The 23,318-nt window shown below is 43.4% G+C and carries 25 protein-coding genes; 18 read left to right on the forward strand and 7 right to left on the reverse strand.

The annotated features are described in order from the left end of the window. The 3 genes from priC to dinG are packed head-to-tail and all read right to left on the reverse strand — an operon-like array spanning position 1 to position 3,454. Complete coding sequence (gene priC, locus AACQ75_RS13065) at positions 1 to 549, reverse strand: primosomal replication protein PriC (protein WP_094147023.1); 549 nt, start codon at positions 547 to 549, stop codon at positions 1 to 3. Then, positions 546 to 1,325, reverse strand: a complete 780-nt coding sequence (locus AACQ75_RS13070) for a sulfite exporter TauE/SafE family protein (RefSeq protein WP_094147022.1) — start codon at positions 1,323 to 1,325, stop codon at positions 546 to 548. Before AACQ75_RS13070 ends, priC begins: the two co-directional genes overlap by 4 nt. Positions 1,326 to 1,378: 53 nt before the next feature. Further along, positions 1,379 to 3,454: an ATP-dependent DNA helicase DinG gene (gene dinG / locus AACQ75_RS13075; protein WP_170888793.1), complete on the reverse strand. Its 2,076-nt coding sequence runs from the start codon at positions 3,452 to 3,454 to the stop codon at positions 1,379 to 1,381. A gap of 513 nt (positions 3,455 to 3,967) precedes the next feature. Between dinG and AACQ75_RS13080 the strand changes: the two genes are divergently transcribed. Continuing rightward, positions 3,968 to 5,008 (forward strand): porin, encoded by a 1,041-nt coding sequence (locus AACQ75_RS13080; RefSeq protein ID WP_064625530.1) that lies wholly within the window; start codon positions 3,968 to 3,970, stop codon positions 5,006 to 5,008. Between the two features lie 72 nt (positions 5,009 to 5,080). Then, positions 5,081 to 5,725, forward strand: coding sequence for a DUF2057 family protein (locus tag AACQ75_RS13085; protein ID WP_017045198.1), 645 nt, complete (start codon positions 5,081 to 5,083; stop codon positions 5,723 to 5,725). A gap of 66 nt (positions 5,726 to 5,791) precedes the next feature. Here the strand turns inward: AACQ75_RS13085 and AACQ75_RS13090 are convergent, their stop codons facing one another. The 4 genes from AACQ75_RS13090 to AACQ75_RS13105 form a co-directional block, all read right to left on the reverse strand. Next, entirely contained in the window at positions 5,792 to 6,259 is a 468-nt protein-coding gene (locus AACQ75_RS13090) for a YchJ family metal-binding protein (protein ID WP_170888794.1), read from the reverse strand. 67 nt (positions 6,260 to 6,326) lie between these two features. Beyond that, a complete protein-coding gene (locus AACQ75_RS13095) occupies positions 6,327 to 7,541 on the reverse strand; it encodes an EAL and HDOD domain-containing protein (RefSeq protein ID WP_096036249.1) in 1,215 nt (404 codons plus the stop codon). Positions 7,542 to 7,644: 103 nt separating this feature from the next. Then, a complete protein-coding gene (lpxH, locus tag AACQ75_RS13100) occupies positions 7,645 to 8,379 on the reverse strand; it encodes a UDP-2,3-diacylglucosamine diphosphatase (protein ID WP_019280922.1) in 735 nt (244 codons plus the stop codon). A 36-nt stretch (positions 8,380 to 8,415) separates the two neighbouring features. Further along, positions 8,416 to 8,910 carry a peptidylprolyl isomerase gene (locus AACQ75_RS13105; RefSeq protein WP_010319203.1) on the reverse strand — a complete coding sequence of 165 codons (495 nt, stop codon included), beginning with the start codon at positions 8,908 to 8,910 and terminating at the stop codon, positions 8,416 to 8,418. Positions 8,911 to 9,089: 179 nt separating this feature from the next. Between AACQ75_RS13105 and cysS the strand changes: the two genes are divergently transcribed. From cysS to nadA, 16 genes are all read left to right on the forward strand, one after another. Next, on the forward strand, positions 9,090 to 10,472 hold the full coding sequence (gene cysS, locus AACQ75_RS13110; protein WP_094124411.1) for a cysteine--tRNA ligase: 1,383 nt from the start codon (positions 9,090 to 9,092) through the stop codon (positions 10,470 to 10,472). An 81-nt stretch (positions 10,473 to 10,553) separates the two neighbouring features. Then, positions 10,554 to 11,075 carry a crossover junction endodeoxyribonuclease RuvC gene (gene ruvC, locus AACQ75_RS13115; protein ID WP_013856565.1) on the forward strand — a complete coding sequence of 174 codons (522 nt, stop codon included), beginning with the start codon at positions 10,554 to 10,556 and terminating at the stop codon, positions 11,073 to 11,075. A gap of 100 nt (positions 11,076 to 11,175) precedes the next feature. Beyond that, complete coding sequence (gene ruvA, locus AACQ75_RS13120) at positions 11,176 to 11,796, forward strand: Holliday junction branch migration protein RuvA (RefSeq protein WP_013856566.1); 621 nt, start codon at positions 11,176 to 11,178, stop codon at positions 11,794 to 11,796. Continuing rightward, entirely contained in the window at positions 11,793 to 12,797 is a 1,005-nt protein-coding gene (gene ruvB, locus AACQ75_RS13125; protein ID WP_017042275.1) for a Holliday junction branch migration DNA helicase RuvB, read from the forward strand. Before ruvA ends, ruvB begins: the two co-directional genes overlap by 4 nt. Positions 12,798 to 13,269: 472 nt before the next feature. Further along, positions 13,270 to 14,856 (forward strand): cytochrome ubiquinol oxidase subunit I, encoded by a 1,587-nt coding sequence (gene cydA, locus AACQ75_RS13130; RefSeq protein WP_029189795.1) that lies wholly within the window; start codon positions 13,270 to 13,272, stop codon positions 14,854 to 14,856. Positions 14,857 to 14,873: 17 nt separating this feature from the next. Further along, complete coding sequence (cydB, locus tag AACQ75_RS13135; protein ID WP_013856570.1) at positions 14,874 to 16,010, forward strand: cytochrome d ubiquinol oxidase subunit II; 1,137 nt, start codon at positions 14,874 to 14,876, stop codon at positions 16,008 to 16,010. An 11-nt stretch (positions 16,011 to 16,021) separates the two neighbouring features. After that, complete coding sequence (cydX, locus tag AACQ75_RS13140; RefSeq protein WP_000270284.1) at positions 16,022 to 16,129, forward strand: cytochrome bd-I oxidase subunit CydX; 108 nt, start codon at positions 16,022 to 16,024, stop codon at positions 16,127 to 16,129. After that, the gene (gene ybgE, locus AACQ75_RS13145; RefSeq protein ID WP_013856571.1) at positions 16,122 to 16,424 is read left to right on the forward strand and encodes a cyd operon protein YbgE; all 303 of its coding nucleotides are present in this window, start codon (positions 16,122 to 16,124) and stop codon (positions 16,422 to 16,424) included. The genes cydX and ybgE overlap by 8 nt, the downstream gene beginning before the upstream one ends. A gap of 179 nt (positions 16,425 to 16,603) precedes the next feature. Continuing rightward, positions 16,604 to 17,023 carry a tol-pal system-associated acyl-CoA thioesterase gene (gene ybgC / locus AACQ75_RS13150; RefSeq protein ID WP_017042272.1) on the forward strand — a complete coding sequence of 140 codons (420 nt, stop codon included), beginning with the start codon at positions 16,604 to 16,606 and terminating at the stop codon, positions 17,021 to 17,023. Next, the gene (gene tolQ / locus AACQ75_RS13155; RefSeq protein ID WP_170888795.1) at positions 17,013 to 17,696 is read left to right on the forward strand and encodes a protein TolQ; all 684 of its coding nucleotides are present in this window, start codon (positions 17,013 to 17,015) and stop codon (positions 17,694 to 17,696) included. The genes ybgC and tolQ overlap by 11 nt, the downstream gene beginning before the upstream one ends. Positions 17,697 to 17,699: 3 nt before the next feature. Next, positions 17,700 to 18,143: a protein TolR gene (gene tolR, locus AACQ75_RS13160; protein WP_017050375.1), complete on the forward strand. Its 444-nt coding sequence runs from the start codon at positions 17,700 to 17,702 to the stop codon at positions 18,141 to 18,143. 12 nt (positions 18,144 to 18,155) lie between these two features. After that, positions 18,156 to 19,226: a cell envelope integrity protein TolA gene (gene tolA / locus AACQ75_RS13165; RefSeq protein WP_170888796.1), complete on the forward strand. Its 1,071-nt coding sequence runs from the start codon at positions 18,156 to 18,158 to the stop codon at positions 19,224 to 19,226. Between the two features lie 27 nt (positions 19,227 to 19,253). Further along, entirely contained in the window at positions 19,254 to 20,591 is a 1,338-nt protein-coding gene (tolB, locus tag AACQ75_RS13170; RefSeq protein WP_094146918.1) for a Tol-Pal system beta propeller repeat protein TolB, read from the forward strand. Between the two features lie 30 nt (positions 20,592 to 20,621). Then, positions 20,622 to 21,161, forward strand: a complete 540-nt coding sequence (gene pal, locus AACQ75_RS13175; protein WP_013856577.1) for a peptidoglycan-associated lipoprotein Pal — start codon at positions 20,622 to 20,624, stop codon at positions 21,159 to 21,161. A gap of 15 nt (positions 21,162 to 21,176) precedes the next feature. After that, a complete protein-coding gene (gene ybgF, locus AACQ75_RS13180) occupies positions 21,177 to 21,953 on the forward strand; it encodes a tol-pal system protein YbgF (protein ID WP_017048054.1) in 777 nt (258 codons plus the stop codon). Between the two features lie 135 nt (positions 21,954 to 22,088). Further along, positions 22,089 to 23,150 (forward strand): quinolinate synthase NadA, encoded by a 1,062-nt coding sequence (gene nadA, locus AACQ75_RS13185; RefSeq protein ID WP_026028138.1) that lies wholly within the window; start codon positions 22,089 to 22,091, stop codon positions 23,148 to 23,150. The last annotated feature ends 168 nt before the right edge of the window (positions 23,151 to 23,318 follow it).

Genomic DNA, 23,318 nt, shown 5'->3' on the forward strand with positions numbered 1-23,318 from the left:
TTATTGGTTTTTCTCCCTGAACGTAATTTGTTTTTCGATCTTAGCCTTAGCTTCTTGGCAACGCTTGAGCCGTTGCTCTACCGTTAATAACGCTTTTTGTGCTTGCTGCTGACTAACAGCAGAAGTTTGCTTGAGTCCGAGTTCTTTTTCTCTCACCATATCCATCAGCCTCCGCTCCCATTCTTGGTGCTGGGCCAGCTCTTGATATAACGCATTGATCGGTTTGCGATAATAGCTGCGATGCTTGGGCTCACTTTTTCTGATCGATACTGTCGATATTTCGCGTTGGATTGCCGCAATTTGTGCAAGCAGTCGATCGGTTAGATATTGAGCTCGTTGACTGGTTAGCCGTTGGCTCTCTTGTTCGCGCACGATGGAGTCAAAGGTCGCTTTTGCTTCCGTAACACAAGGGATTAATAAGTGCGCTTTACAGTGGAACAGGCGCTCATCAAACAGAGCCTGATGGTGTTCACCACGAGTTCGGTCAACACTGGCGGCTTGTTGTTTTAACTCTTCAATTAAGGACTTCAATTGAGAAAAATGGTTCATAAGCCTGCAAACCACGCATCATAAGTCAGCTTGATTGCAAGCACACTGACCACACTCACAAACACCGGACGAATAAATTTAGCGCCGAAACGAATCGCTGAATGTGCGCCAACAAAAGCTCCAGCCATCAAACAAACTCCCATAGTCAGTCCCAGCACCCAGTCAATATGCCCCAAAATGGCAAAGGTAACCAATGACGTTACATTACTGGTAAAATTCATCGCTTTAGCAAGGCCAGAGGCCAATAAAATGTTGAGTCGGTATAACGCCATCGAACTGACTGTCCAAAATGCGCCAGTCCCTGGCCCTGCCAGCCCGTCATAAAATCCAAGTATCAAGCCTTGCGCATACTGCTTTTTGTGAAGTACAGGGCAGGGAGGCGGGCTGACATCCTGGTGTGCATGTGGTGTTTTATGCCATATCGTATAGATAGCGGCCGCTAGAATAATGAGCGGCAGCACTTTTTGTAGCCAATCGGTGCTGATCGCATCGACAGCAAAAGTACCTATGGTTGCGCCAATCAAGGTGGCAATGAAAGCTCTGATCCAGCAGCTTGGTTGAAACAACTTCTTCTGATAGTAGGTTAATGCGGCGGTTGATGAGGCAAATGTTGCCGCTAGCTTATTCGTTCCTAGTGCGATGTGCGGCGGAAGACCGATTGATAATAACGCGGGTACAGTAAGCATGCCACCGCCGCCAGCGACTGCATCGATAAAGCCAGCAATAAAAGCAACAAGCGCCAACACAATCAAAGTGGTTGGCTCAACAAATTCCATGAATAAAATCGGCCCTGAGTAATGAGATGAAAGGGCGTAGTGTTAAGCCCTAGCTAATATTCTATTGTTCTTTTAAATGGAGGAAGCGAGTCCAATAATGATTTTCCGTAGCGTTTTGAAACGATTCGGCGATCGAGAATCACGACTCTACCAGAATCACGCTCTTTGCGCAGCAATCTCCCGACGGCTTGGATCAGCTTTTTGCTGGCTTCAGGAACGGTTATCTGAATAAAAGAGTTTCCACCTCGTTTCTCTATGTATTCGGCGTGAGCTTGCTCAACTGGAGAGGTTGGTACGGCAAACGGAATTTTTGTGATCACCAGATTCTCCAAAAGTTCTCCTGGTAAGTCTAGCCCTTCCGAAAAGCTACTGGTGCCAAACATTACGCTCGTTTTACCACACTGCACTAGCATTTTATGTTTATTTAGAATTTCTGTGCGTGATATTTCACCTTGGACTTGCAGCGCCCAGCCTCGTTTAACAAAATCTGCTGATATTTTTTCAGCCACTTCGCGCATTTGCCAGTAAGAAGCAAACAGCACTAAATTAGCTTTGTTTGGCTGAATAAACTCAGCGAGACGCTCTACCAGATAATCAGTATACTCTTTCGCTTGCGGTTCAAAACGCATTGCTGGAATGAGTAACTCGGCCTGATTTTGATAATCAAACGGTGAAGCGAGTGCTAGGAAACGTGTGCCATCTTCTGCCTTTTCACTGATCCCTGCTTGCGAGCAAAAGTAGCTGAACGAGTTAAGAGCTCGCATCGTCGCAGAGACTAAGATTGCGCCTATGCAGCGGCTCCAGATCTGTTGATCAAGTTGCCAACCAATTTCTAGCGGTGAAACGTTAACAATGAAATCACCTTCACGTTCAGGGTGAATTTCAAGCCAACGTGCCAAAGGGGCTCCTTTCTCTCGCTTGGGCTCCGCCATCAGCAGCCATACTTGGGCAAGGTTCTCTAAACGCTGAATATAAAAGCCTAATTCAGTCAGTGCTGGTTCTGCCAACCGAGCGGCGAGTTCGCCTTCTTTAACTCGTTCAGCAATCAAGTCCGCAATTTTAGCGACAGATTGATTGGCTTTTTGAGAGAGCCGCTTCAAGGTTTTAGACTCTTCTTCAAGCCATTGTGGCAGTTCTCCATGCTCAAAACGGTATCGCTTTTCTTCAAATTGTTCGGGTACAAACTGCTTTGTCAGTTGGCTCAAGCTTGGGATAAGTTGTTGCAGTGTCTCTTGCAGTTCGTTACGAAAACGTGCCACTCGTTTTTCTTCGGCTAAGCTTGAAAACTTGGTTACGGATTGATTGAGTTTTTCTAACCAACTAGCTGCGCCTTTCAAGCTTGCTGACGCTGAAGCGTGATCACGTGCTACATGAGGTAAGTGGTGTGCTTCATCAAAAATGTAAATGGTGTTTTCGGGCTCAGGCAGAATGACACCACCGCCAAGGTCAGCATCCGCCATGACCAAGCTGTGGTTGGCAATAATGACATCGGCTTTATCCAGTTCCGAACGCGCCTTTTGAAAAGGACAATCTCTGTGGCCAGCAAAGCTACCATTACAACTATGCTTATCACTAACAATCAGTTGCCATAACTCATCTTTAATCGCTTTTGGCCACGAGTCGCGATCACCGTTCCATTTTCCTTGAGCCAGTTTTTCATACATGGTGGTGAATAATTCAACGTCTTTTTTTTGTGGCTTTGATTCGAACAGAGCAATTTGTGATCCATCTACCCCACACGCAGCCGCGAGTTTTTCGGTGCAACAGTATCGTTGACGTCCTTTGGCAAGGATAAAAGAGAATTGACGATCAGTGATGCGTCTAAATAAAGGCAAATCTTTGCTGATCAGCTGTTCTTGAAGTGCCACTGTGGCTGTCGAAACAACAACCTTTCTATTATTCAACACTGCAACAGGAACCGCTGCCATTAAATAGGAGAGTGATTTCCCTATTCCTGTACCCGCTTCAGCAATCAAGATTCGGTTGGACTTGTGATATGAACCACACAATGTTTTTGCAATCTCAGCAACAAGATAATTTTGTCCTCGACGAGGAATGAAGTTTTCGAGCTGAAATTGCAGGTTTTGATAACTATCCCGAATGGATTTTTGGATTTTTGTTGTAAGCATACACAGACCTAAATAGCAGAGTGCCGAGTCTAGCACAGTTCACTAAAGGATACGCAGTTCACGAAATCGTATGCTTTTAGATCAAATCTAGATCTTGTTCACAAAAAAAAACTGAACCTTCAGGAACTTATGTTTAATTCTCATTGTGAAAAATATAAAACTATCTATTGGGTTAAATGATGACATAAACATATATTTAATCTTGCCAAGCTAAATTTTATTGGTGTTTAATTCTGATGTTTCATGATTGTTAGTTTTTAGATTGTGTGATGTTTTTGCTTGGAAGTCGCCCGTAATTTTATGAAAATATCATGTAACTATATGTTTTTAATTATTTTTATCTTTATTTTTGTTTATTTTTTAGGATATTTGACATGCAGGATAATCTTTTGCAATCTAATCCTTGAGATTTAATGGCGGCAACGAACCGAGTTTAAATTTGGAAGTTGCCAGCAAAAACAAAGGGAACCGGATAAGGAATTCCCATACATAAGAAAAGGCAGTGGATTAATTATGAAAAAGACTCTATTAGCACTAGCAGTGCTTGCGGCAGCAAGCTCAGTTAACGCAGCAGAAATTTACTCTAACGATAGCACTTCAGTTGGCCTTAAAGGCGAAATTGATGCTTACCTAATTCAGAAAGAAAAAACAGCTTCTGATGTTAAAACAAAAGAATCTGCTGATTTCTCTACTTGGGCAAAAATCCAACTAGATGCTTCTCATAAGCTTTCTAATGGCCTAACCACTTTTGGTTCTTTCGAATTTGAAGGTGACGGTTCTGCTGGGGTAGTAGTCGACGACCTATATGTCGGTGTGAAAGGCGATATCTGGGGTGTGGCTGTTGGTGAAACTGGTGATTTCGCAGAATCTTTTGATGCAATTCAAAAAACCGATATTGCTAACGAAGGCAACTACATCGGTCTAGATCGTCCTTACGAAAGCAAAACAGAAGGTCTTGCACTGAAAGTGACTCCTGTTGGTGGCCTAACCTTAGTTGCGGATGTATATACTAATAACACTGACAAACTAGATAACTCTTACGGCCTATCAGCTAACTATGCGATGGAGATGTTCTCTGTTGGTGCTTCATTCAACAGTAGCGAAGTGGCAAAAGACTACGATGCAAGTTCATTCGGTGTATCTGCTTCTGTTGATGTTGCTGGTTTCTTCTTCGCGGCAACTTATCTAAGTACTGAAGGTTTAAGTACGCTTGGTGCGGTAGATACACAAAGTGTATCTCTAGCTGATAAAGATAAAAAAGTACTTGCTGCTTTAGAAGGCGATGTATGGAACTTGGCGGCGTCTTACAAAGTTGATGATCTTCGCCTATATACAACTTACGCATACGGTGATTTCGATAAGCTAGTAAGCTTCAGTGATGTAAACAACAAAACTAAGCTGGATGCTCAAGTTACAGACTTGGTTGTTGGCGTAGACTATGCCGTATCTAGTAACGTGCTAGTTTTTGTTGAATATGAAACAGCGAAAGCTAAGAAAGATTTTGCTGGTAACAAATACCAAGATATTACTCTAGGTGTTTACTACACGTTCTAATCCGAGTAATTTGATGAACAAAAGCCGACGCTTAGCGTTGGCTTTTTTCATATAGGAGTTGTAAAAGTGAAAATGGTAAAGAACGTTATTGTAAGTTTATTGATGTTAGTGAGTTTTTCTTCATTATCTCAATCGCTTGATTTGCAAAGAGGCATTACTTTGGAAGTGCTGAATGAAGCGCTATTCACGGATGAAGAAAAACCAATATTTATTGATGGTGAAAACCAACTGGTTCTCACCTTTGCTGGTCGCTTAAAGAAAGTGGCTAAGCCAGAGTATTTCTCGTCTCTCCCTTATGTTATTCGAACAGAGATTAAAGCTGGAGATAAGCTATCTGTGGAGCTGGTTTCGGGTCGATACGAAGTTATTCAGGAAAAGCAGTTTAAGAGTGAGCCGATTTTTGTTTTGAAGAAAAACGGAGTCGAAGTCACAGATAGTAAACAATATCGTCTTGAGCCAGAAAATGGTTCGCTGATGCCTTATTCAGATATTCGTTCTTTGACAATTAAACAAAACCGCAAAGAGGGTGTCATTTTTGAATCTGGAAAGTTTCATCATTTGACCGACGAATTAAAATCGTTGGGCACTTCAGCTCAATCGACAAAATACACTGAATCGGAAGCGGCCTTACAGCTAAAAATTTGGTTTAGTAAAGCTTCAAAAGAAGAAAGACGAGAGTTTTTGGATTGGGTTGTGCAAGGTCTTTATACTGAATAGGTTATTCCGTACTACACCATAATTCCAGAATCCAAAGTCACATAGCTGTGTGTGACTTTGAATCTCTTACCCACAACACTTCTTAAATTTCTTGCCGCTACCGCAATGACATGGGTCATTTCGTCCTAGCTTCGTTGGTGTGTTCTCCTGTGGAAATTCACCGTCAATGTAGAACCAGATACCATTTTCTCGTATAAATCGTGAACGTTCTTGCAGACAAAATTGCTGTTGATTCTGTGTGTAATAGGCTTTGAAATGAACGAAGCCTTCATTTTCGTTGTTGCGGATACTTGCGGAGATGACGTCTAGCCCACACCATTGACTGTTGATTGATTCTTCAATCGCGTCGCGTTGCTGTGGTGCATTGCAACTCGGATGATAGGTATTGATGACAAAATCAACCAAGCCTAGAACATGGGCACTATAGCGGGCTCTCATCAGTTGTTCTGGATAGATGGCTAAAGCTGAATCTCTGTGGATTGGTTCACAACAGTGTTGGTAATCTAAATGACTACCACAATAGCATTGGTTCATAAATCCTCTCAAATTGCCCATGCAGATAAGACGGGGAAGTTTAAGGAGATCTAAACTCGATGTCTACTCAGGAGTGGACACCCAGTAAATCGGCTGTCCATTTCACAGCTTCGTTGTAACACTCTTTCACTACGGGCTCTTCGATATTTAACGCATGAGCAATTTTCTCAACCTTTTGCCAGTCAGCCTGTTCATAAGCTCGAGTTAACTCGAGTACCAGACCTAATTCTCCTTTCCCTTCTATTAATGCAAGTTTAACGTATTCGTCGATAGGCATCTCTTCCATGATACTTTCTAAAGGTTGATCAAGTAGGCTATCGAGTAGCGAAAACATTCCTGTCAGGAAGGCCGAACCGGGTTCGACGTTCATTTTTGCTTTCACACCGATCAGCTCGCAATATCTTGCCCTTTGAATGGATAAACCATACAAATAGTCCGGTTTAGATTCTTGCGTCGAAGCAATAGCAACCAAGGAGATAAACTTTCTCAATCGTTGTTCACCGAGATAAATCAGCGCTTGTTTAAATGAATGGATTTTTGAACTGACTGTTGCGGATGAGTTAACAAAGGTTAACAGTTTATAAGATAAGGTCAGGTCGGTGGCGACAAGCTCCTCAATGGCTTTGTAATCGAGGTTAGATTTGGCTATTTCTTTGAACAGTTGCACCACAGTAAGAAATGCAGGCTCTAACGCTTTGCGCTGTAACATCTCTGGTTTGCTAAAAAAGTAGCCTTGAAAATAGGTAAAGCCCGCCTTTTTAGCTTGCTTAAACTCTTCATAGGTTTCTACTTTCTCAGCAAGGAACTCAATTTTCGTCGCACCAAGTTTTTGAATAAAGCGAGTGGCTTTTTCAAGGGGAACGATACGGATGTCAAATTTGATAATTGACACATAGGGGAAGAAGACGAGCCAGCCTGAACTGGGTACAAAGTCATCAAGCGCAATTCGGTAACCAAGCTTCGCCATCTTTTTAATTGCTTCTAATAACTCTAAAGTTGGTTCGCAATCTTCCAATACCTCAACGACCAAGTTTTGCGCAGGAAAAAGCGTAGGCACGAGGTTAATCAGGCTTTGATAAGGAAAATTGACAAACCCTAAATGCTTACCCAGCGTATTGTAATGAGTGGATAAAAAATGATCAGAGAGTAACCGGCTCGTTGCTAAGTCCGGGTCTATATCTGGAAAGGTGTTCTTAGGACCGTCTCGAAATAGCAGCTCGTAGCCGATAGTTTTTCGGTCACGATCGAGTATGGGTTGTCTGGCGATATAGGAGTATTTCAAGGCAAGACTCTTATCTAATTATTGATATTATTGATTATACTTATTATAGCTTAACTTTTGATTCGACCACTTAAACCAATTAGTACCAGAGTGCGACTTGTCGTCAGTTTTTAGAACTAAAAGGTCGAGTTTGCAGTTCGTAACCATCATTAGCATAGACTAAGACTGAACCTTGGGTGTACCAGTCACCCAAAACAATTCGCGTTGCGGTGCCATGAAGTTGATTTCTGTGATGAATCTCTGGTCGATGAGTATGGCCATGAATCATTAAATCGACCCCATACTGGGTCAGAACTCTATCCACTTCACTTTGTGTAACATCCATAATATCCATAGATTTCATTTGCTTATCATTATGGATGCCCGACTGTACTTTACCCACAATACGAACCTTTACAAAAAATGGCAGCCGATTAAATACCCATTGTAGCCAAGGCTGGTGAACCTTCTTTCGATAGGCTTGATACTTTATATCGTCAATACAGAGTGTGTCGCCATGCAACACCACGGCTTTTTTTCCGTAAAGGTCAATTACTTGTTCTTCTTGGAGAAGAGTGATTCCGGTTTCTTTCGCAAATCGTTTGCCAAGCAAGAAGTCGCGGTTTCCTTGAGTAAAATAGCAAGCAACCCCTTCGCGAGTCAGTTGTTTAAATTCCGATTTTATTTGGTTGGCGAAAGGTGAATTATCATCGTCACCTATCCAAAATTCGAAAAGATCGCCAAGCACGTACAGTGCATCGGCATGAATGGCTTCTTCGCGCATGAAACGGATAAAACACTCGGTGATATCTGGTCGAGAAGGGCTTAGGTGTAAATCAGAAATAAATAGTGTATGCATAATAAAAATAAGGAGCGCATAGCGCTCCTTTTACCGTTACTCTTCGATGGTTGTGCCAGAAATGAACACTTCTTCTAGTGGAACATCTTGATGCATGCCCATAGAGCCTGTGCTCACGGCTTTTATTTTGTTCACAATATCCATACCTTCGATCACTTCAGCGAACACGCAGTAGCCCCAGCCATCTCGGCTTTCTGAACGAAAATCTAGGAATGTGTTGTTGTTCACGTTGATGAAAAACTGAGAACTTGCAGAGTGTGGATCCATAGTGCGCGCCATGGCAAGAGTACCGATCTTATTGCTTAGGCCGTTGTTGGCTTCGTTTTTAATCGTTGCGCGAGTTGTTTTTTCTTTTAGGCCAGAGGTCATGCCGCCGCCTTGAATCATGAATCCATCGATAACGCGGTGGAACAGAGTGTTATCGTAAAAACCGTCACGGCAGTACTGTAGAAAGTTTGCGCTTGTTTCTGGTGCTTTTTCTTCATTAAGTTGAATTTTAATATCACCAAAATTCGTGTGAAGGATGATCATGATAGTTACCTTTATCTATTTTTCGTTGAGGCCCGGATTTTAACTGAACTTTGGACACATTCAAATCAACAAATGTCTTTAGGGGCCGTATTATTGCGAGAGAATAAGGATGACCAAGCTAGGCTAGAGTTGTTATACTGTGAAGCCATTTTAGTTCAAACAGTTATTAGATAGAGATCATGCTGAAAATATATAACTCAATCACTAGACAAAAAGAAGAATTCAAACCAATTCATGCCAACAAAGTGGGTATGTATGTCTGTGGAGTCACCATTTATGATCTCTGTCATATTGGCCATGGTCGCACCTTCGTTTCTTTTGATGTGATTTCTCGCTACTTGCGCTACTTAGGCTATGACCTTACATTTGTGCGTAACATCACTGATATTGATGACAAAATCATTAAACGTGCTGCCGAAAATGGTGAATCTTGCGATTCGCTAACCGAGCGCTTAATCGCAGACATGCATGCAGATTTCGATGCATTGAATATGAAACGTCCAGATGTCGAGCCTCGTGCAACCGCTTATATCCAAGAAATCATAGGCTTGGTGCAACGACTGATTGAACGCGGTTTTGCTTACGTTGCTTCTAATGGTGATGTGATGTTTGAAGTCAGCAAATTTGACGAATACGGCAAGTTATCCAAACAAGATCTCGATCAGCTTCAAGCGGGCGCTCGTGTTGATGTTGATCTTGCTAAGCGTAGCCCACTTGATTTTGTGTTGTGGAAAATGTCGAAGCCGGGCGAGCCCACTTGGGAATCCCCATGGGGAGAAGGACGCCCAGGCTGGCACATCGAATGTTCGGCGATGAATTCAGCGATTTTGGGTAACCACTTTGATATTCATGGTGGAGGCTCTGATTTGCAGTTTCCTCACCATGAAAATGAAATTGCTCAATCATGCTGCGCACATGACACTCCCTATGTGAACACATGGATGCACAGTGGCATGGTGATGGTGGATAGAGAAAAAATGTCTAAATCATTAGGGAATTTTTTCACAATCCGCGATGTACTTGCTCACTATGATGCGGAAACGGTGCGCTATTTCTTGATGTCGGGCCATTATCGTAGCCAATTAAATTACAGCGAAGATAACCTAAAACAAGCGCGAGCCTCGCTAGAGCGTCTATACACAGCGTTGAGAGGGTTGGATTTAACCGTAGCAGTTGCGGGCGGTGAAGAGTATGTCAGTCGCTTTACGATAGCGATGAATGATGACTTTAATACGCCAGAGGCTTATTCCGTATTGTTTGATATGGCACGTGATATCAACAAGTTGAAGACAGAAAATCTTCAGCAAGCCAGCGCTCTTGGCGCACTTATGCGTGAGCTTGCCGATGTGATTGGCATTTTGCATCAAGATCCAGAAGCGTTTCTTAAAGGGGACACTAATGGCGACGAACAAGTGGCTGAGATTGAAGCTTTGATCAAACTGCGTAATGACTCACGTGCAGCAAAAGATTGGGCTAATGCTGACGTGGCACGCGATAAGTTGAACGAACTCGGCATCATTTTAGAAGATGGCCCAAGTGGGACTACTTGGCGTCGTAAATAATCAGGCAGTTAACTTGTCGATGATGGGCTTGAACTTTATTGGTTAAGCCCATTTTGTTTTTCGTCCACGATTAAGGTTTTCATGTCAATTATTTTAGGTATAGATCCCGGCTCGCGAATCACAGGTTATGGTGTGATCAGGCAGCATGGACGATATTTGTACTATCTTGGTAGTGGATGTATTCGTACATCCGAAAAAGAGTTACCTGGGCGGCTCAAGCAAATTTACGCTGGCGTGACGGAAATCATCACACAGTTTCAGCCTGATGTTTTTGCCATCGAGCAAGTATTTATGGCAAAGAATGCGGACTCAGCACTCAAACTCGGGCAAGCAAGGGGCAGTGCTATTGTGGCGGCGGTGAATGCGGATCTTCCAGTCTATGAATATGCCGCTCGACTGGTTAAACAATCTGTAGTTGGTACGGGTAGTGCTGATAAAGCGCAGGTGCAACATATGGTCCAGCAAATGCTCAAATTATCGGCTAAGCCACAAGCGGATGCCGCTGATGCTCTGGGTGTGGCAATTTGTCATGCGAATACCAATAAAACCTTGATTGCGTTAGCTGGGCGGGCAAGCAGTGCTAAAAAAGGCCGATATCGCTGAAAAACCGATCTCGAGCGGGGTGGTATTTTTCTACTGGCTATACATCCAGTTATTTATTATCATCCGAGTCAAATAACCTCATTTCTCTAAGGAATTTCCTGTGATTGGACGTCTTCGCGGCATTCTGATTGAAAAGCAACCTCCAGAGCTATTGATTGAAGTCGCTGGCATTGGTTATGAAGTCCAAATGCCAATGAGTTGCTTCTATGAACTCCCTAAATTGGGCGAAGAAGCGGTCATTTATACCCATTTTGTGGTCCGAGAAGATGCGCAGCTTTTATATGGTTTCAACACGGTAAAAGAGCGAGCTTTATTTCGTGAAGTGATTAAAGCGAATGGCGTAGGGCCAAAATTAGGCTTGGGTATTTTGTCCGGAATGACGGCCGGTCAATTTGTTTCATGCGTTGAGCGTGAAGATATCTCCACATTAGTTAAGCTTCCTGGTGTGGGTAAAAAAACCGCTGAACGTTTGGTTGTTGAGATGAAAGATAGGCTGAAAGGTTGGGGAGCCGGTGACCTCTTCACTCCCGCTACTGACGCTGCGCCAGTCGATAACAATTCCTTGGAAGCGCTCACGAGCAATGCGGAAGAAGAAGCGATCAGTGCGTTACTTTCTTTGGGTTATAAGCCTCAACAAGCTTCTAAAGTAGTGGCACAAGTAATGAAGGCTGACATGACCAGCGAAGCGCTGATTAAAGAAGCCTTGAGAGCAATGGTATGATTGAAGCTGATCGCTTAATTGCTCCTGATAGCCCTATTTTTAAAGATGAAGATATTATTGATCGCGCGATTCGTCCCAAAAAATTAGCGGATTATCGTGGCCAAGATCATGTACGCAATCAAATGGAAATCTTCATTAAAGCGGCACAAATGCGCAGCGAACCACTCGACCATCTCCTGATTTTTGGCCCTCCAGGGCTTGGGAAAACAACATTAGCCAATATCGTTGCCAATGAGATGGAAGTGAATATCCGCACAACTTCTGGTCCGGTATTGGAAAAAGCAGGAGATTTGGCGGCATTACTGACTAACCTTGAAGAGAACGACGTTCTTTTTATTGACGAAATTCATCGCTTAAGTCCGGTGGTTGAAGAAATTCTTTATCCCGCAATGGAAGATTACCAGCTCGATATAATGATTGGCGAAGGTCCAGCCGCTCGGTCCATTAAAATCGATTTACCCCCTTTTACGCTGATTGGGGCAACAACTCGCGCTGGCTCGTTAACCTCACCCTTGCGTGATCGCTTTGGTATTGTACAGCGCCTTGAGTATTACAAAATTGATGATCTACAGTACATAGTGCAAAGAAGCGCGGACTGTTTAGGATTGTCGATGGAAGCGGATGGTGCACTTGAAGTGGCTAGGAGAGCAAGGGGAACGCCTCGGATTGCCAACCGTTTATTGCGCCGAGTTCGAGATTACGCTGAAGTGAAAGGCAACGGGCACATATGTATAGAGACTGCAGATAAAGCGCTAAACATGTTGGATGTTGATAGCCAAGGTTTCGACTATATGGATAGAAAGCTATTACTAGCGATTATGGACAAATTTGGCGGTGGCCCTGTTGGTCTCGATAACCTAGCTGCTGCAATCGGCGAAGAAAAAGATACCATTGAAGATGTGTTAGAACCCTTTCTTATCCAACAAGGTTATTTACAACGGACACCAAGAGGACGAATGGCGACCGATCGCGCCTATCTTCACTTCGGAATTGAAAAATAAGTTTACACCTCATCGTCATTTTTAGGTGGTAAGCACAAAGTGTGAACTACATCTTATTTATGATAATTTCCTTATCACTAAAGAGTTAATGATGTGAGGTGTATTGTTAACTCTCTGTGTGATTCGTTGTATTAATTTCTATCCCTTTCACTAAATACTCACAACAATTTCATTCTTCCTTTGATGTGGATCATTTTGTTCTTTTTTTGTTCAGATTTGCCGCGTGAAAATTGATGTAAATCAAGGCGTTTTTCTCCCATAAATCTTTTGAAACAACCTGCATTTAGAAGTAGTATTAGTCCCAGCTATATTAGCTGATGCTTAACAATTAACTAACCATAACGGTACATGCTTGCAACAAAATTCTGATATTTTTCAACATTTGATGAGGTTATATCACTGATGAATTTTGAGGAATTTTAACCCGTTCAGCATGTCAAAAGTGTCATTCAGCCGGCACAAAGGAGTTACCATGATTGACGTCGTTGATCTATCGCGGTTGCAGTTTGCACTGACAGCGATGTATCACTTCCTGTTCGTTCCATTGACTCTAGGTATGGCTTTTCTTTTAGCCATCATGGAATCTTTGTATGTAATGACTGATAAGCAAATCTATAAGGACATGACAAAGTTCTGGGGTAAGCTTTTTGGTATTAACTTTGCCCTTGGGGTGGCCACTGGCCTCACTATGGAGTTCCAGTTCGGTACAAACTGGTCATACTATTCCCACTATGTAGGTGACATTTTTGGCGCCCCTCTTGCGATTGAAGCACTTGTAGCCTTCTTTTTAGAATCAACCTTTGTCGGTTTGTTCTTCTTTGGTTGGGATAGACTATCAAAACGCCAGCACTTGGGCGTGACTTGGTTGGTTGCGCTGGGGTCCAATTTCTCGGCACTTTGGATCTTGATTGCGAATGGTTGGATGCAAAACCCAGTCGGCGCAGAATTCAATTTTGAAACTATGCGTATGGAAATGGTCAGCTTTGCTGAAGTCGTTTTCAACCCTGTCGCTCAAGTAAAATTTGTGCATACAGTCGCTTCTGGTTACACCACTGGTGCGATGTTCATTCTTGGTATTAGTTCATATTACTTGCTGAAAGGCCGAGACGTTGCGTTTGCACGCCGCTCATTCGCTATCGCTGCATCATTCGGTATGGCCGCTATTTTGTCCGTGATTGTGCTTGGTGATGAATCAGGATATGAAGTGGGTGAAGTTCAAAAGGTGAAGCTGGCTGCGATTGAAGCTGAGTGGCACACGGAACCTGCACCGGCTGCATTTACACTGTTTGGTTTGCCTAACCAAGACGCCATGCACACCGATTATGCAGTAAAAATTCCGTACGTGATGGGTATTATCGCTACACGTTCACTGGATACTGAAGTCACAGGGTTACGCGATCTACGCGATCAACACGTTGACCGAATTCGTAACGGTATGTATGCCTATGAACTGTTAGAAAAATTACGTGCAGGCGAAAAATCACCAGCAAACATTGCCGCTTTTGAAGAAGTGAAAGGCGATTTGGGCTACGGCTTATTGCTAAAACGTTATACCGATAAAGTGAGCGATGCAACGGAAGAGCAAATTCAAGCCGCCGCCGATGATTCAATTCCAACCGTATGGCCACTATTTTGGTCATTCCGCCTGATGGTTGGTGTCGGTTTTGTGATGCTATTTGTCTTTGGTGCAGCATTTATTCAAACTTGCCGTCAGAAAATTGAGCAAAAACAATGGGTACTTAAAGCCGCCTTGTTCAGTATTCCTCTACCGTGGATTGCAATTGAAGCGGGTTGGTTTGTTGCTGAATATGGCCGTCAACCATGGGCTGTTGGTGAAATATTGCCGACCAATGTTGCTGCTTCTGCGCTAACTCTGGGCGAATTATGGACCTCATTGTTTGCGATTCTTGCACTGTACACAGTGTTCTTGATTGCTGAAGTTTACCTGATGGTTAAATTTGCTCGTAAAGGGCCTAGCAGCCTGAAAACTGGTCGTTATCACTTTGAGCAAAACGCAAACTCTGTTGAAGACAAAGTTAGCCGTCAAGTCGAAGCATAAGGCAGGGAGATAGAATAATGTTTGATTACGAAATCTTGCGACTAATTTGGTGGGTGCTGATCGGCGTACTGCTGGTTGGTTTTGCAATCACGGATGGTTTTGACATGGGCGTTGGTGCTCTTGTTCCAGTCATTGGTAAGAATGACAGTGAACGTCGTGTCATGATCAACTCTATTGCCCCACACTGGGATGGTAACCAAGTTTGGCTTATCACGGCAGGCGGCGCACTGTTTGCGGCTTGGCCGTTAGTCTATGCGACATCATTTTCCGGATTTTATTTGGCTATGATTGTTACATTGGCTGCATTATGGCTTCGTCCGATTGGTTTGGATTACCGTTCAAAAATTGAAGATCCAAAGTGGCGTAATACTTGGGATATCTGTATTTCAATTAGTGGCTTTGTACCACCAGTCATCTTTGGTGTTGCCTTTGGCAACTTACTACAAGGCGTGCCATTCCAACTCAGTGATTTCATGATGCCAACGTATCACGGTTCATTTTTTGGTCTGTTGAACCCATTTGCTCTGCTTTGTGGCTTAGTCAGCTTGTTTATGATTATTTTACAAGGTGCCGCTTGGCTACAGATGAAAACCACCGATGAGCTGCATGCACGCGCTCGTGGCGTCGCTCAACTAATGGGCTTGTTGGTTGCTGTTACTTTCGTCGCTGCAGGGTTTTGGATCCAAAACATCGATGGTTACGTGATTACCAGCGTAATTGATACACATGCTGCATCAAACCCACTCAATAAAGAAGTGATACGTGAGGCGGGGGCGTGGATGGCTAATTTCAACGCTTACCCATTACTATGGATCGCACCAGCTTTGGGTGTTGCCATGCCACTACTTGCTGTGTTGGCGTCGCGTTTTGAAAAAGGTGGTCTCGCATTCTTGGCTTCTAGCTTAGCCAATGCGGGTGTGATTTTCACCGCTGGTTTTGCGATGTTCCCATTTATCATGCCTTCAAGCTTAGTACCAAGTAACAGCTTGACCATGTGGGACTCAACATCGAGTGAATTGACGTTGAACTTAATGACAGTGGTCGCTTTTGTAATGGTACCTATCATTCTTGGTTACACCACTTGGACTTACTACAAGATGTTTGGTCGTCTTGATAGCAAGTTTATTGAAGAAAACAAAAACTCACTTTACTAAGGAGCATAGATATGTGGTATTTCGCATGGATTCTAGGTGTGCTTTTAGCTTGTGCATTTGGCATCATCAACGCTCTTTGGTTAGAGCATTCTGAAATGATGGACAAAGACAGTGAGTAAACTTGCAATGCAAGTCACTGAGTACCATAAACTGGTTGATAAGACTCTGCTCAGAGTCTTATCGCTCTTGCTTGGTTTTTATCATATCGCCATGATTATGTGGGATCCCGAGTTGTATTCTCAGAGCATTGGTGGTTTTAACGCGGTTATTTCACCACTCATGATATGGGCGCTGTGTGCAAGTATGGTTTTTGGTGTTGGCTTTAGACCACGCAAATGGTTTTGGCAATTATTGTTTAGCCCCTACATTTCATTATCGATCTTAATTTACCTAACGATTATTCGACTAGTTTGATATTTACTGTGTATGAATAACCTGTCGAAGGTTGATTAATGACCCACATTAGTGCTGCCTCTTTGAGACAGCACTAATTTTTTGTTTCAAGTTTTGTAAAAGTCCACTCAATGCTTGTACTAACGTCAATGAGTTGCGTTATAGTATCCGCCTAAATCTGCATATGTGTTGGAACCTTTGTGCAAAATACAGCCTCAGCCTTTCATTGGCCTGTAACGATTTACTATGAAGATACGGATGCTGGTGGTGTCGTCTATCACTCAAACTATCTTAAATTCTTTGAACGAGCCCGAACTGAAATGTTACGCGCAGTTGGAGTGTCTCAGCAGACGCTTTTGCAGCAGAACATTGGTTTTGTGGTCAGGCACGTTGACATCGATTTTCTACAAGCTGCACGTTTAGACGATATGCTGACGATAAATACTGTGATTTCGGCATTGAAAAAAGCCTCACTGATCTTCTGTCAAGAGCTCGTCAATCCTGAAGGTAAAGTATTGTGTAAAGCAATAGTTAAGGTAGCATGCATCGACAATCAGAACATGAGGCCAAAAGCGATGCCTCAATCAATAATTTTGGAGTTAACCCATAGTGACTGCTGATATCTCAATTCTCAATCTGTTTTTGCAAGCCAGCTTATTGGTCAAGATGGTGATGCTAATCCTTTTGGGGATGTCTATCGTTTCGTGGGCGATGATCATCAAACGTAGTAAAGTCCTTTCCCAAGCAGAAAAGAACGCTGATGCTTTCGAAGACAAATTTTGGTCTGGTACTGACTTATCCGTTATTTATCAAGATGTCAAAAAGCGTAAAGATGAACTTTTGGGTACAGAAGAGATTTTTTATTCTGGCTTTACCGAATTTGCACGTTTACGCAAGACTAACGCCACTTCACCCGATTTCATTATGGAAGGGACGGGACGTGCGATGCGAGTTGCTGTCGCAAGGGAAGTGGACGAGTTAGAGACCAGTCTGCCATTTCTAGCGACCGTGGGTTCTATCAGCCCATACATTGGATTATTTGGTACGGTATGGGGAATAATGCACTCATTTATTGCGTTAGGTGCGGTGAAGCAAGCGACGTTAGCAATGGTGGCTCCTGGTATTGCAGAGGCGCTGATTGCGACCGCTATGGGTTTATTTGCGGCTATTCCTGCGGTGATGGCTTACAACAGGTTGAGCAATAAAGTCAGCAAATTAGAGCATAATTACGCCACCTTTTCTGAAGAATTTCATAGCATTCTTCACCGCCAAGCGATGGCTGGTAGGGAATAGACGATGGTGGGTTACCAGCGTAAAAAGCGCAAGTTGACAGCTGAGATTAACGTTGTCCCTTATATCGACGTTATGCTCGTGTTGCTGATTATTTTTATGGTGACATCGCCGTTTGTCACTCAAGGCGTTGATGTCGAACTTCCTAAAACCACTACGGCAAAGTCGGCGTCTGATCTGAAAGGCGACAGTGATAGTAGTTTTATCATCGTGGAAATAGATAAAGAAGGTCGTCTCGGGTTGAGCGTAAATAATGAGGAAGTCGAGCGGGGCCTTTCGCTGCAAGATGTCATCATTAGAGTCAAAGCTGAATTGTCGTTGAAACCGGATTCACCGGTTGCGGTTGGCGGTGATGCTGCAACGCCCTATGCAGAAGTGATACTGGTTCTGGATGAATTGAATCGTGCGGGCATTTCAAAAGTAGGTCTGCTAACCGAAATTAAAGGATAGTTTGTACTGTTCATGAAAGATCATAAATCCAAAAAAAGCGATTACAAAAAGCCCATCATTATCTCGGCTGTTTTGCATATAATGTTGATCATTGCTTTGTTATGGGGGGCGGATTTTAGCCTAACTAAGCCCGAGCCTGCAGGGCAGATGGTTCAAGCTGTGGTGATTGATCCACAACTGGTACAAAAACAAGCCCAGCAAATTCGTAACCAGCGTGAAGCTGCTGCCAAAAAAGAGCAGGATCGGCTAGATAAGTTACGCCGCGAAAGTGAGCAGTTGGAAAAAAACCGCAAGGCGGAAGAAGAGAATATTCGCCAACTAAAAGAACAACAAGCTCAGGAAGCGAAAGCGGCCAGAGAAGCTGAAAAGCAACGTGCCGAAAAAGAACAAGAGCGTAAAGTGGCAGAAGAACGAGCTCGTAAAGAAAAAGAGCGAGCGGTAAAAGCGGAAACGGAACGTAAGATAAAAGAAGAAGCGGTAAAAAAAGCAGAGCAGGAGCGAATCGCTAAAGAGGCTGAAATTGCAAAAGCGGAAAAAGAACGCATTGCCCGTGAAAAAGAGGCAGAACAAGCTAAAGAGAAAGCTCGTAAAGAGCGAGAAGCAGCAGAGCGAGCCGAGAAAGAGCGAATAGCCAAAGAACAAGAGGCGAAGAAAGCGGCCGAAAATGCAAAAAAAGAGAAAGCACGTTTAGAGAGATTGGAGCGTGAACGCAAAGAACAAGAAGCGGCGCTGAATAACATTTTTTCTGGGTTAGAAACAGAAGCAGAGCAAAATAGCTCAGCTCGTTCTCAATTTGTAATGAGTGAAGCTCAGCGGTATGGAGCAATCTATACGCAGCTCATTCAACAAAACTTGCTGATTGAAGACAGTTTTAAAAGTAAACAGTGCAAAGTGAACCTACGGCTCATTCCAACGGGAACTGGAGCAATAGTCGGTAATCTAAGCATTATTGATGGTGACTCAAGGTTATGCGCGGCGACAAAACGTGCTGTGGCGCAGGTGGGGACGTTTCCGCTGCCCAAAGATGATCTTGATGTAGTCAATCAATTGAAAAACATTAATTTAACTGTAGAACCAAATTAAAAGGAAAAGCTTGTGTTAAAGCGATTGATGTTAGGATGCTTACTTGTCATCGCAAGTAGTGTACAGCTCGCCAACGCCGCATTGGAGCTTGTGATCACCGACGGCATTAATTCAGCAAGGCCGATTGCTATCGTACCGTTTAAGTGGGAAGGCAAAACAAAATTACCGCAGGATGTCTCTGCGGTGATCGCGTCAGACTTGCAACGTAGTGGTAAATTCAGCCCGATTGCGACCAGCAAAATGCCACAAACGCCTTACAATGAAACCGATGTGAAGTTTGATGCTTGGACCAGTATTGGTGTTGATGCTTTGCTCACTGGTAGCATTACGCAAAATGCAGAAGGTAACTATGTCATCAACTACCAATTGGTAGATGTAGTGCGTGGTCAACTGACACAAGGCCAAAGCAAAGCATTAAGTAACGATGGACAGTTGGTGCTTTCTAAAGATCATGTTTTATTCAATAAAGTTGCCACCGTACCAGCAAACCGAATGCGTGAGTATGCGCATCGAATTTCAGATTTGGTCTATCAAGAACTCACGGGTGATAAGGGTGCGTTTCTCACTCGTATTGCCTACGTGGTGGTCAACGACGATGAACAATATCCTTACCAGCTAAGGGTTGCTGACTATGACGGTTACAATGAACGTTTAGTACTTCGTTCAAAACAGCCTTTGATGTCACCGACTTGGTCACCTGATGGTAAGCAACTGGCGTATGTGAGCTTCCAAAACGGCCAAGCGGAAATATTCATCATGAATATTTATACTGGCGAAAGAGAGAAAATGACCTCGTACCCACGTCATAATGGGGCACCAAGGTTCTCGCCAGATGGGAAAACTCTCGCCTTGGTGTTGTCTAAAACGGGCAGCTTACAGGTTTATACTCTGGACTTGGCAACCAAGAAGCTGAAACAAATAACGAGTGGCAGATCAAATAATACAGAACCGTTCTGGCATCCTGATGGTAAATCGCTAATATTTACTTCGGATCGGGGTGGTAAACCACAGATATATCAAGTAAATTTATCAGACGGTTCTACCAATCGTCTGACATGGCAAGGCAGCCAGAATTTAGGTGGACAAATAACGCCTGATGGTCGATTCCTTGTCATGGTAAACCGAAGTAATTCGGGTTTTAATCTGGCGAAACAAGATTTGGAAACTGGTTCAGTGCAAATTCTAACAAAGACTTTGCTCGATGAGTCTCCAAGTATTGCACCCAATGGTGGTATGGTCATATACAGTTCTATTTATAACAAAGCGAATGTACTTTCGATGGTGTCTATAGATGGGCGTTTCAAAGCTAGATTACCGGCAACAAATGGTCGCGTTAGGGCTCCTGCGTGGTCTCCGTTTTTATAGCAAGTAAGTATCAAAAAGTAAGGAAAAAAAATGCAACTTAATAAAGTTCTTAAAGGGCTACTGATTGCGCTACCAGTACTTGCAGTAACTGCATGTAGTTCAAGCGATGAAGCGACAAACGCTTCTGGTACTCAAACTAACCAGTCTACTTCAGGTTCAGCAAACAGCGTTGATACAACCGTAGTTTCTCCAATTGATGCGAATGGCCAACTCTCTGAACAAGAGCTAAAGGAACAAGCTCTTCGTGAAACTCAAACCATTTATTTCGCATTTGATAACGCGACAATTGCTGGTGATTACGAAGATATGCTTGCTGCACACGCAGCTTACCTAAGCAAAAATTCAGCAATGAAAGTTACCATCGAAGGCCATGCTGATGAACGTGGTACGCCTGAATATAACATCGCGCTAGGTGAGCGTCGTGCACAAGCTGTAGCGAAATATCTACAAGCGCTAGGTGTACAAGCTGACCAAATCTCGATCGTTAGCTATGGCGAAGAGAAGCCACTTCTTCTTGGTCAATCTGAAGAAGTGTATGCGAAGAACCGCCGCGCGGTTCTCGTATACTAATCGAGGAATCGCCTCATGTTCAGTAACTTAAAGCGAATTGTAACGCTTACGTTACTGGCAAGTGCAGCGGGTCAAGTACTCGCTGCACCAGCTCCAGTATCCGATCTTAGCAATAGCTCTTCAGCAAGCACATCTCGTGCTCAACAATCATCATCTGAATCTAATGTACAACGTCTTGAACGTCTGCTTGAAAACCGTAATAGCGTTCAACTCAAAATGCAGCAGCAGCTCGATGATATGGCACTTGAAATCAGCGAATTACGTGGCCAGTTAGAGCGTAATAGCTACGATATGCAGCAAATGTTGCAGCGTCAGCGTGAACTCTTTATCGAGTTAGATCGCGTACGTGGCGAAATGAAGAATACAACCACAAGTTCGTCACAGCCGACAACGGACACTGATATTGCAGGAACGTTTAGCAGCAATGTTGATGAACAAACTGCCTATCAGAATGCGGTTGATTTGATCCTGAAGAAAAGGGATTACAGTGGTGCTATTGCAGCGTTTCAACAGTTTCAAAAAGATTATCCAGATTCTAATTTTGCGTCTAATGCCCATTATTGGTTAGGGCAGCTCTATTTTGCGAAAAAGCAGGATAAAGAAGCGACGCAAAGTTTTGCCGCCGTGCTCACTTACAGTGACTCCAATAAACGTGCTGATGCGCTGGTTAAGTTAGGTGATATTGCCAAGCGCAATAATAATACTGCGCAAGCAAATAAGTATTATCAGCAAGTTGTGGATGAATATCCTACAAGTGCGTCTGCCAAGGTTGCTAAAGAGAATTTGAATTGATAACAATTTGAGTTAATAAAAAAGAGGCCTTGCGGCCTCTTTTTTCGACGGCACTATTTTATGAATCGCTTTTGATCCTTCGTTAGGTGCGGTGTACAATGCTCGGATTCTTGGAAGTTGCGTAGAGCAAGAGCAATGAGCCACATATTAGATACGATTGAAACTATTTATCCATTTCCGCCAAAGCCCATTCCACTAACGGTTGAGCAAAAACAAGCCTATACAGCAAGTATCAAACAACTCTTAAAAGAAAAAGATGCTGTATTAATTGCGCATTACTATACCGATCCTGAAATTCAAGCTCTCGCTGAAGAAACCGGCGGTTTTGTCGGTGATTCATTAGAGATGGCCAAGTTTGGTAATCGCCATCCTGCCAGTACATTGATTATCGCTGGTGTGCGATTTATGGGCGAATCAGCAAAAATCTTAACCCCTGAAAAACGCATTTTAATGCCAACCTTAAAAGCAGAATGCTCCTTGGATCTGGGGTGTCCTGCCGATAAATTCACAGAATTTTGTGATGCACACCCAGATCATACCGTTGTTGTGTATGCAAACACATCGGCGGCGGTCAAAGCTCGTGCCGATTGGGTGGTTACATCGAGCATTGCACTTGATATTGTTGAGCACTTAGATGCGGAAGATAAACCCATAATTTGGGGGCCAGATCGCCATTTAGGCTCATACATCGAGAAAAAAACGGGCGCAAAGATGTTGCTCTGGCAAGGTGAATGCGTAGTTCACGACGAGTTCTCTGCCGATGCACTGCGTAAGATGAAAGCACTGTATCCTGATGCAGCCATCCTTGTGCATCCAGAATCACCAGCCAGTGTGGTAGAACTTGCGGATGCAGTAGGCTCTACAAGCCAGTTGATTAAGGCAGCAAAATCTTTACCTCAACAGAAAATGATTGTGGCGACCGATAAAGGCATCTTTTTTAAGATGCAGCAGTTAGTCCCTGAGAAAGAATTGATTGAAGCACCGACGGCAGGGGCTGGGGCAACATGCCGAAGCTGCGCGCATTGTCCTTGGATGGCGATGAATGGTCTTCGAGCGATTGAGTCAGCTCTTATGGAAGGTGGTAAAGATCACGAAATTTTCGTCGATGAAGCTGTGAGAGTGAAATCACTCATCCCATTAAACCGTATGTTGGATTTTGCTGAACAGTTAAATTTGCAAGTCAAAGGGAATGCCTAATTCCTTTCGGCGGTAGTGGATGAAAAAAGGCTCTTATTCAGAGTAATGCCGTTCACTTAAGAGTGAACGGCATTTTTGTTCTTAGCATACCGTTGTGGTCTAGGCTTAACTGTTCTAGGGAATGTTCTTTCCCTTCGCCCTTCAAGTATTAAGCTTTCAGCCATGTTG

Origin of the sequence: Vibrio sp. B1-2, assembly GCF_963888445.1 — a bacterium.
Lineage (GTDB): Bacteria > Pseudomonadota > Gammaproteobacteria > Enterobacterales > Vibrionaceae > Vibrio > Vibrio anguillarum.

What these genes read in the sequence shown, in the direction of transcription:
- priC (WP_094147023.1), bottom strand. Translation starts at nt 549, where the DNA reads ATGAACCATTTTTCTCAATTGAAGTCCTTAATTGAAGAGTTAAAACAA.
- AACQ75_RS13070 (WP_094147022.1), bottom strand. Translation starts at nt 1,325, where the DNA reads ATGGAATTTGTTGAGCCAACCACTTTGATTGTGTTGGCGCTTGTTGCT.
- dinG (WP_170888793.1), bottom strand. Translation starts at nt 3,454, where the DNA reads ATGCTTACAACAAAAATCCAAAAATCCATTCGGGATAGTTATCAAAAC.
- AACQ75_RS13080 (WP_064625530.1), top strand. Translation starts at nt 3,968, where the DNA reads ATGAAAAAGACTCTATTAGCACTAGCAGTGCTTGCGGCAGCAAGCTCA.
- AACQ75_RS13085 (WP_017045198.1), top strand. Translation starts at nt 5,081, where the DNA reads ATGGTAAAGAACGTTATTGTAAGTTTATTGATGTTAGTGAGTTTTTCT.
- AACQ75_RS13090 (WP_170888794.1), bottom strand. Translation starts at nt 6,259, where the DNA reads ATGAACCAATGCTATTGTGGTAGTCATTTAGATTACCAACACTGTTGT.
- lpxH (WP_019280922.1), bottom strand. Translation starts at nt 8,379, where the DNA reads ATGCATACACTATTTATTTCTGATTTACACCTAAGCCCTTCTCGACCA.
- AACQ75_RS13105 (WP_010319203.1), bottom strand. Translation starts at nt 8,910, where the DNA reads ATGATCATCCTTCACACGAATTTTGGTGATATTAAAATTCAACTTAAT.
- cysS (WP_094124411.1), top strand. Translation starts at nt 9,090, where the DNA reads ATGCTGAAAATATATAACTCAATCACTAGACAAAAAGAAGAATTCAAA.
- ruvC (WP_013856565.1), top strand. Translation starts at nt 10,554, where the DNA reads ATGTCAATTATTTTAGGTATAGATCCCGGCTCGCGAATCACAGGTTAT.
- ruvB (WP_017042275.1), top strand. Translation starts at nt 11,793, where the DNA reads ATGATTGAAGCTGATCGCTTAATTGCTCCTGATAGCCCTATTTTTAAA.
- cydA (WP_029189795.1), top strand. Translation starts at nt 13,270, where the DNA reads ATGATTGACGTCGTTGATCTATCGCGGTTGCAGTTTGCACTGACAGCG.
- cydB (WP_013856570.1), top strand. Translation starts at nt 14,874, where the DNA reads ATGTTTGATTACGAAATCTTGCGACTAATTTGGTGGGTGCTGATCGGC.
- cydX (WP_000270284.1), top strand. Translation starts at nt 16,022, where the DNA reads ATGTGGTATTTCGCATGGATTCTAGGTGTGCTTTTAGCTTGTGCATTT.
- tolR (WP_017050375.1), top strand. Translation starts at nt 17,700, where the DNA reads ATGGTGGGTTACCAGCGTAAAAAGCGCAAGTTGACAGCTGAGATTAAC.
- tolA (WP_170888796.1), top strand. Translation starts at nt 18,156, where the DNA reads ATGAAAGATCATAAATCCAAAAAAAGCGATTACAAAAAGCCCATCATT.
- tolB (WP_094146918.1), top strand. Translation starts at nt 19,254, where the DNA reads ATGTTAGGATGCTTACTTGTCATCGCAAGTAGTGTACAGCTCGCCAAC.
- pal (WP_013856577.1), top strand. Translation starts at nt 20,622, where the DNA reads ATGCAACTTAATAAAGTTCTTAAAGGGCTACTGATTGCGCTACCAGTA.
- ybgF (WP_017048054.1), top strand. Translation starts at nt 21,177, where the DNA reads ATGTTCAGTAACTTAAAGCGAATTGTAACGCTTACGTTACTGGCAAGT.
- nadA (WP_026028138.1), top strand. Translation starts at nt 22,089, where the DNA reads ATGAGCCACATATTAGATACGATTGAAACTATTTATCCATTTCCGCCA.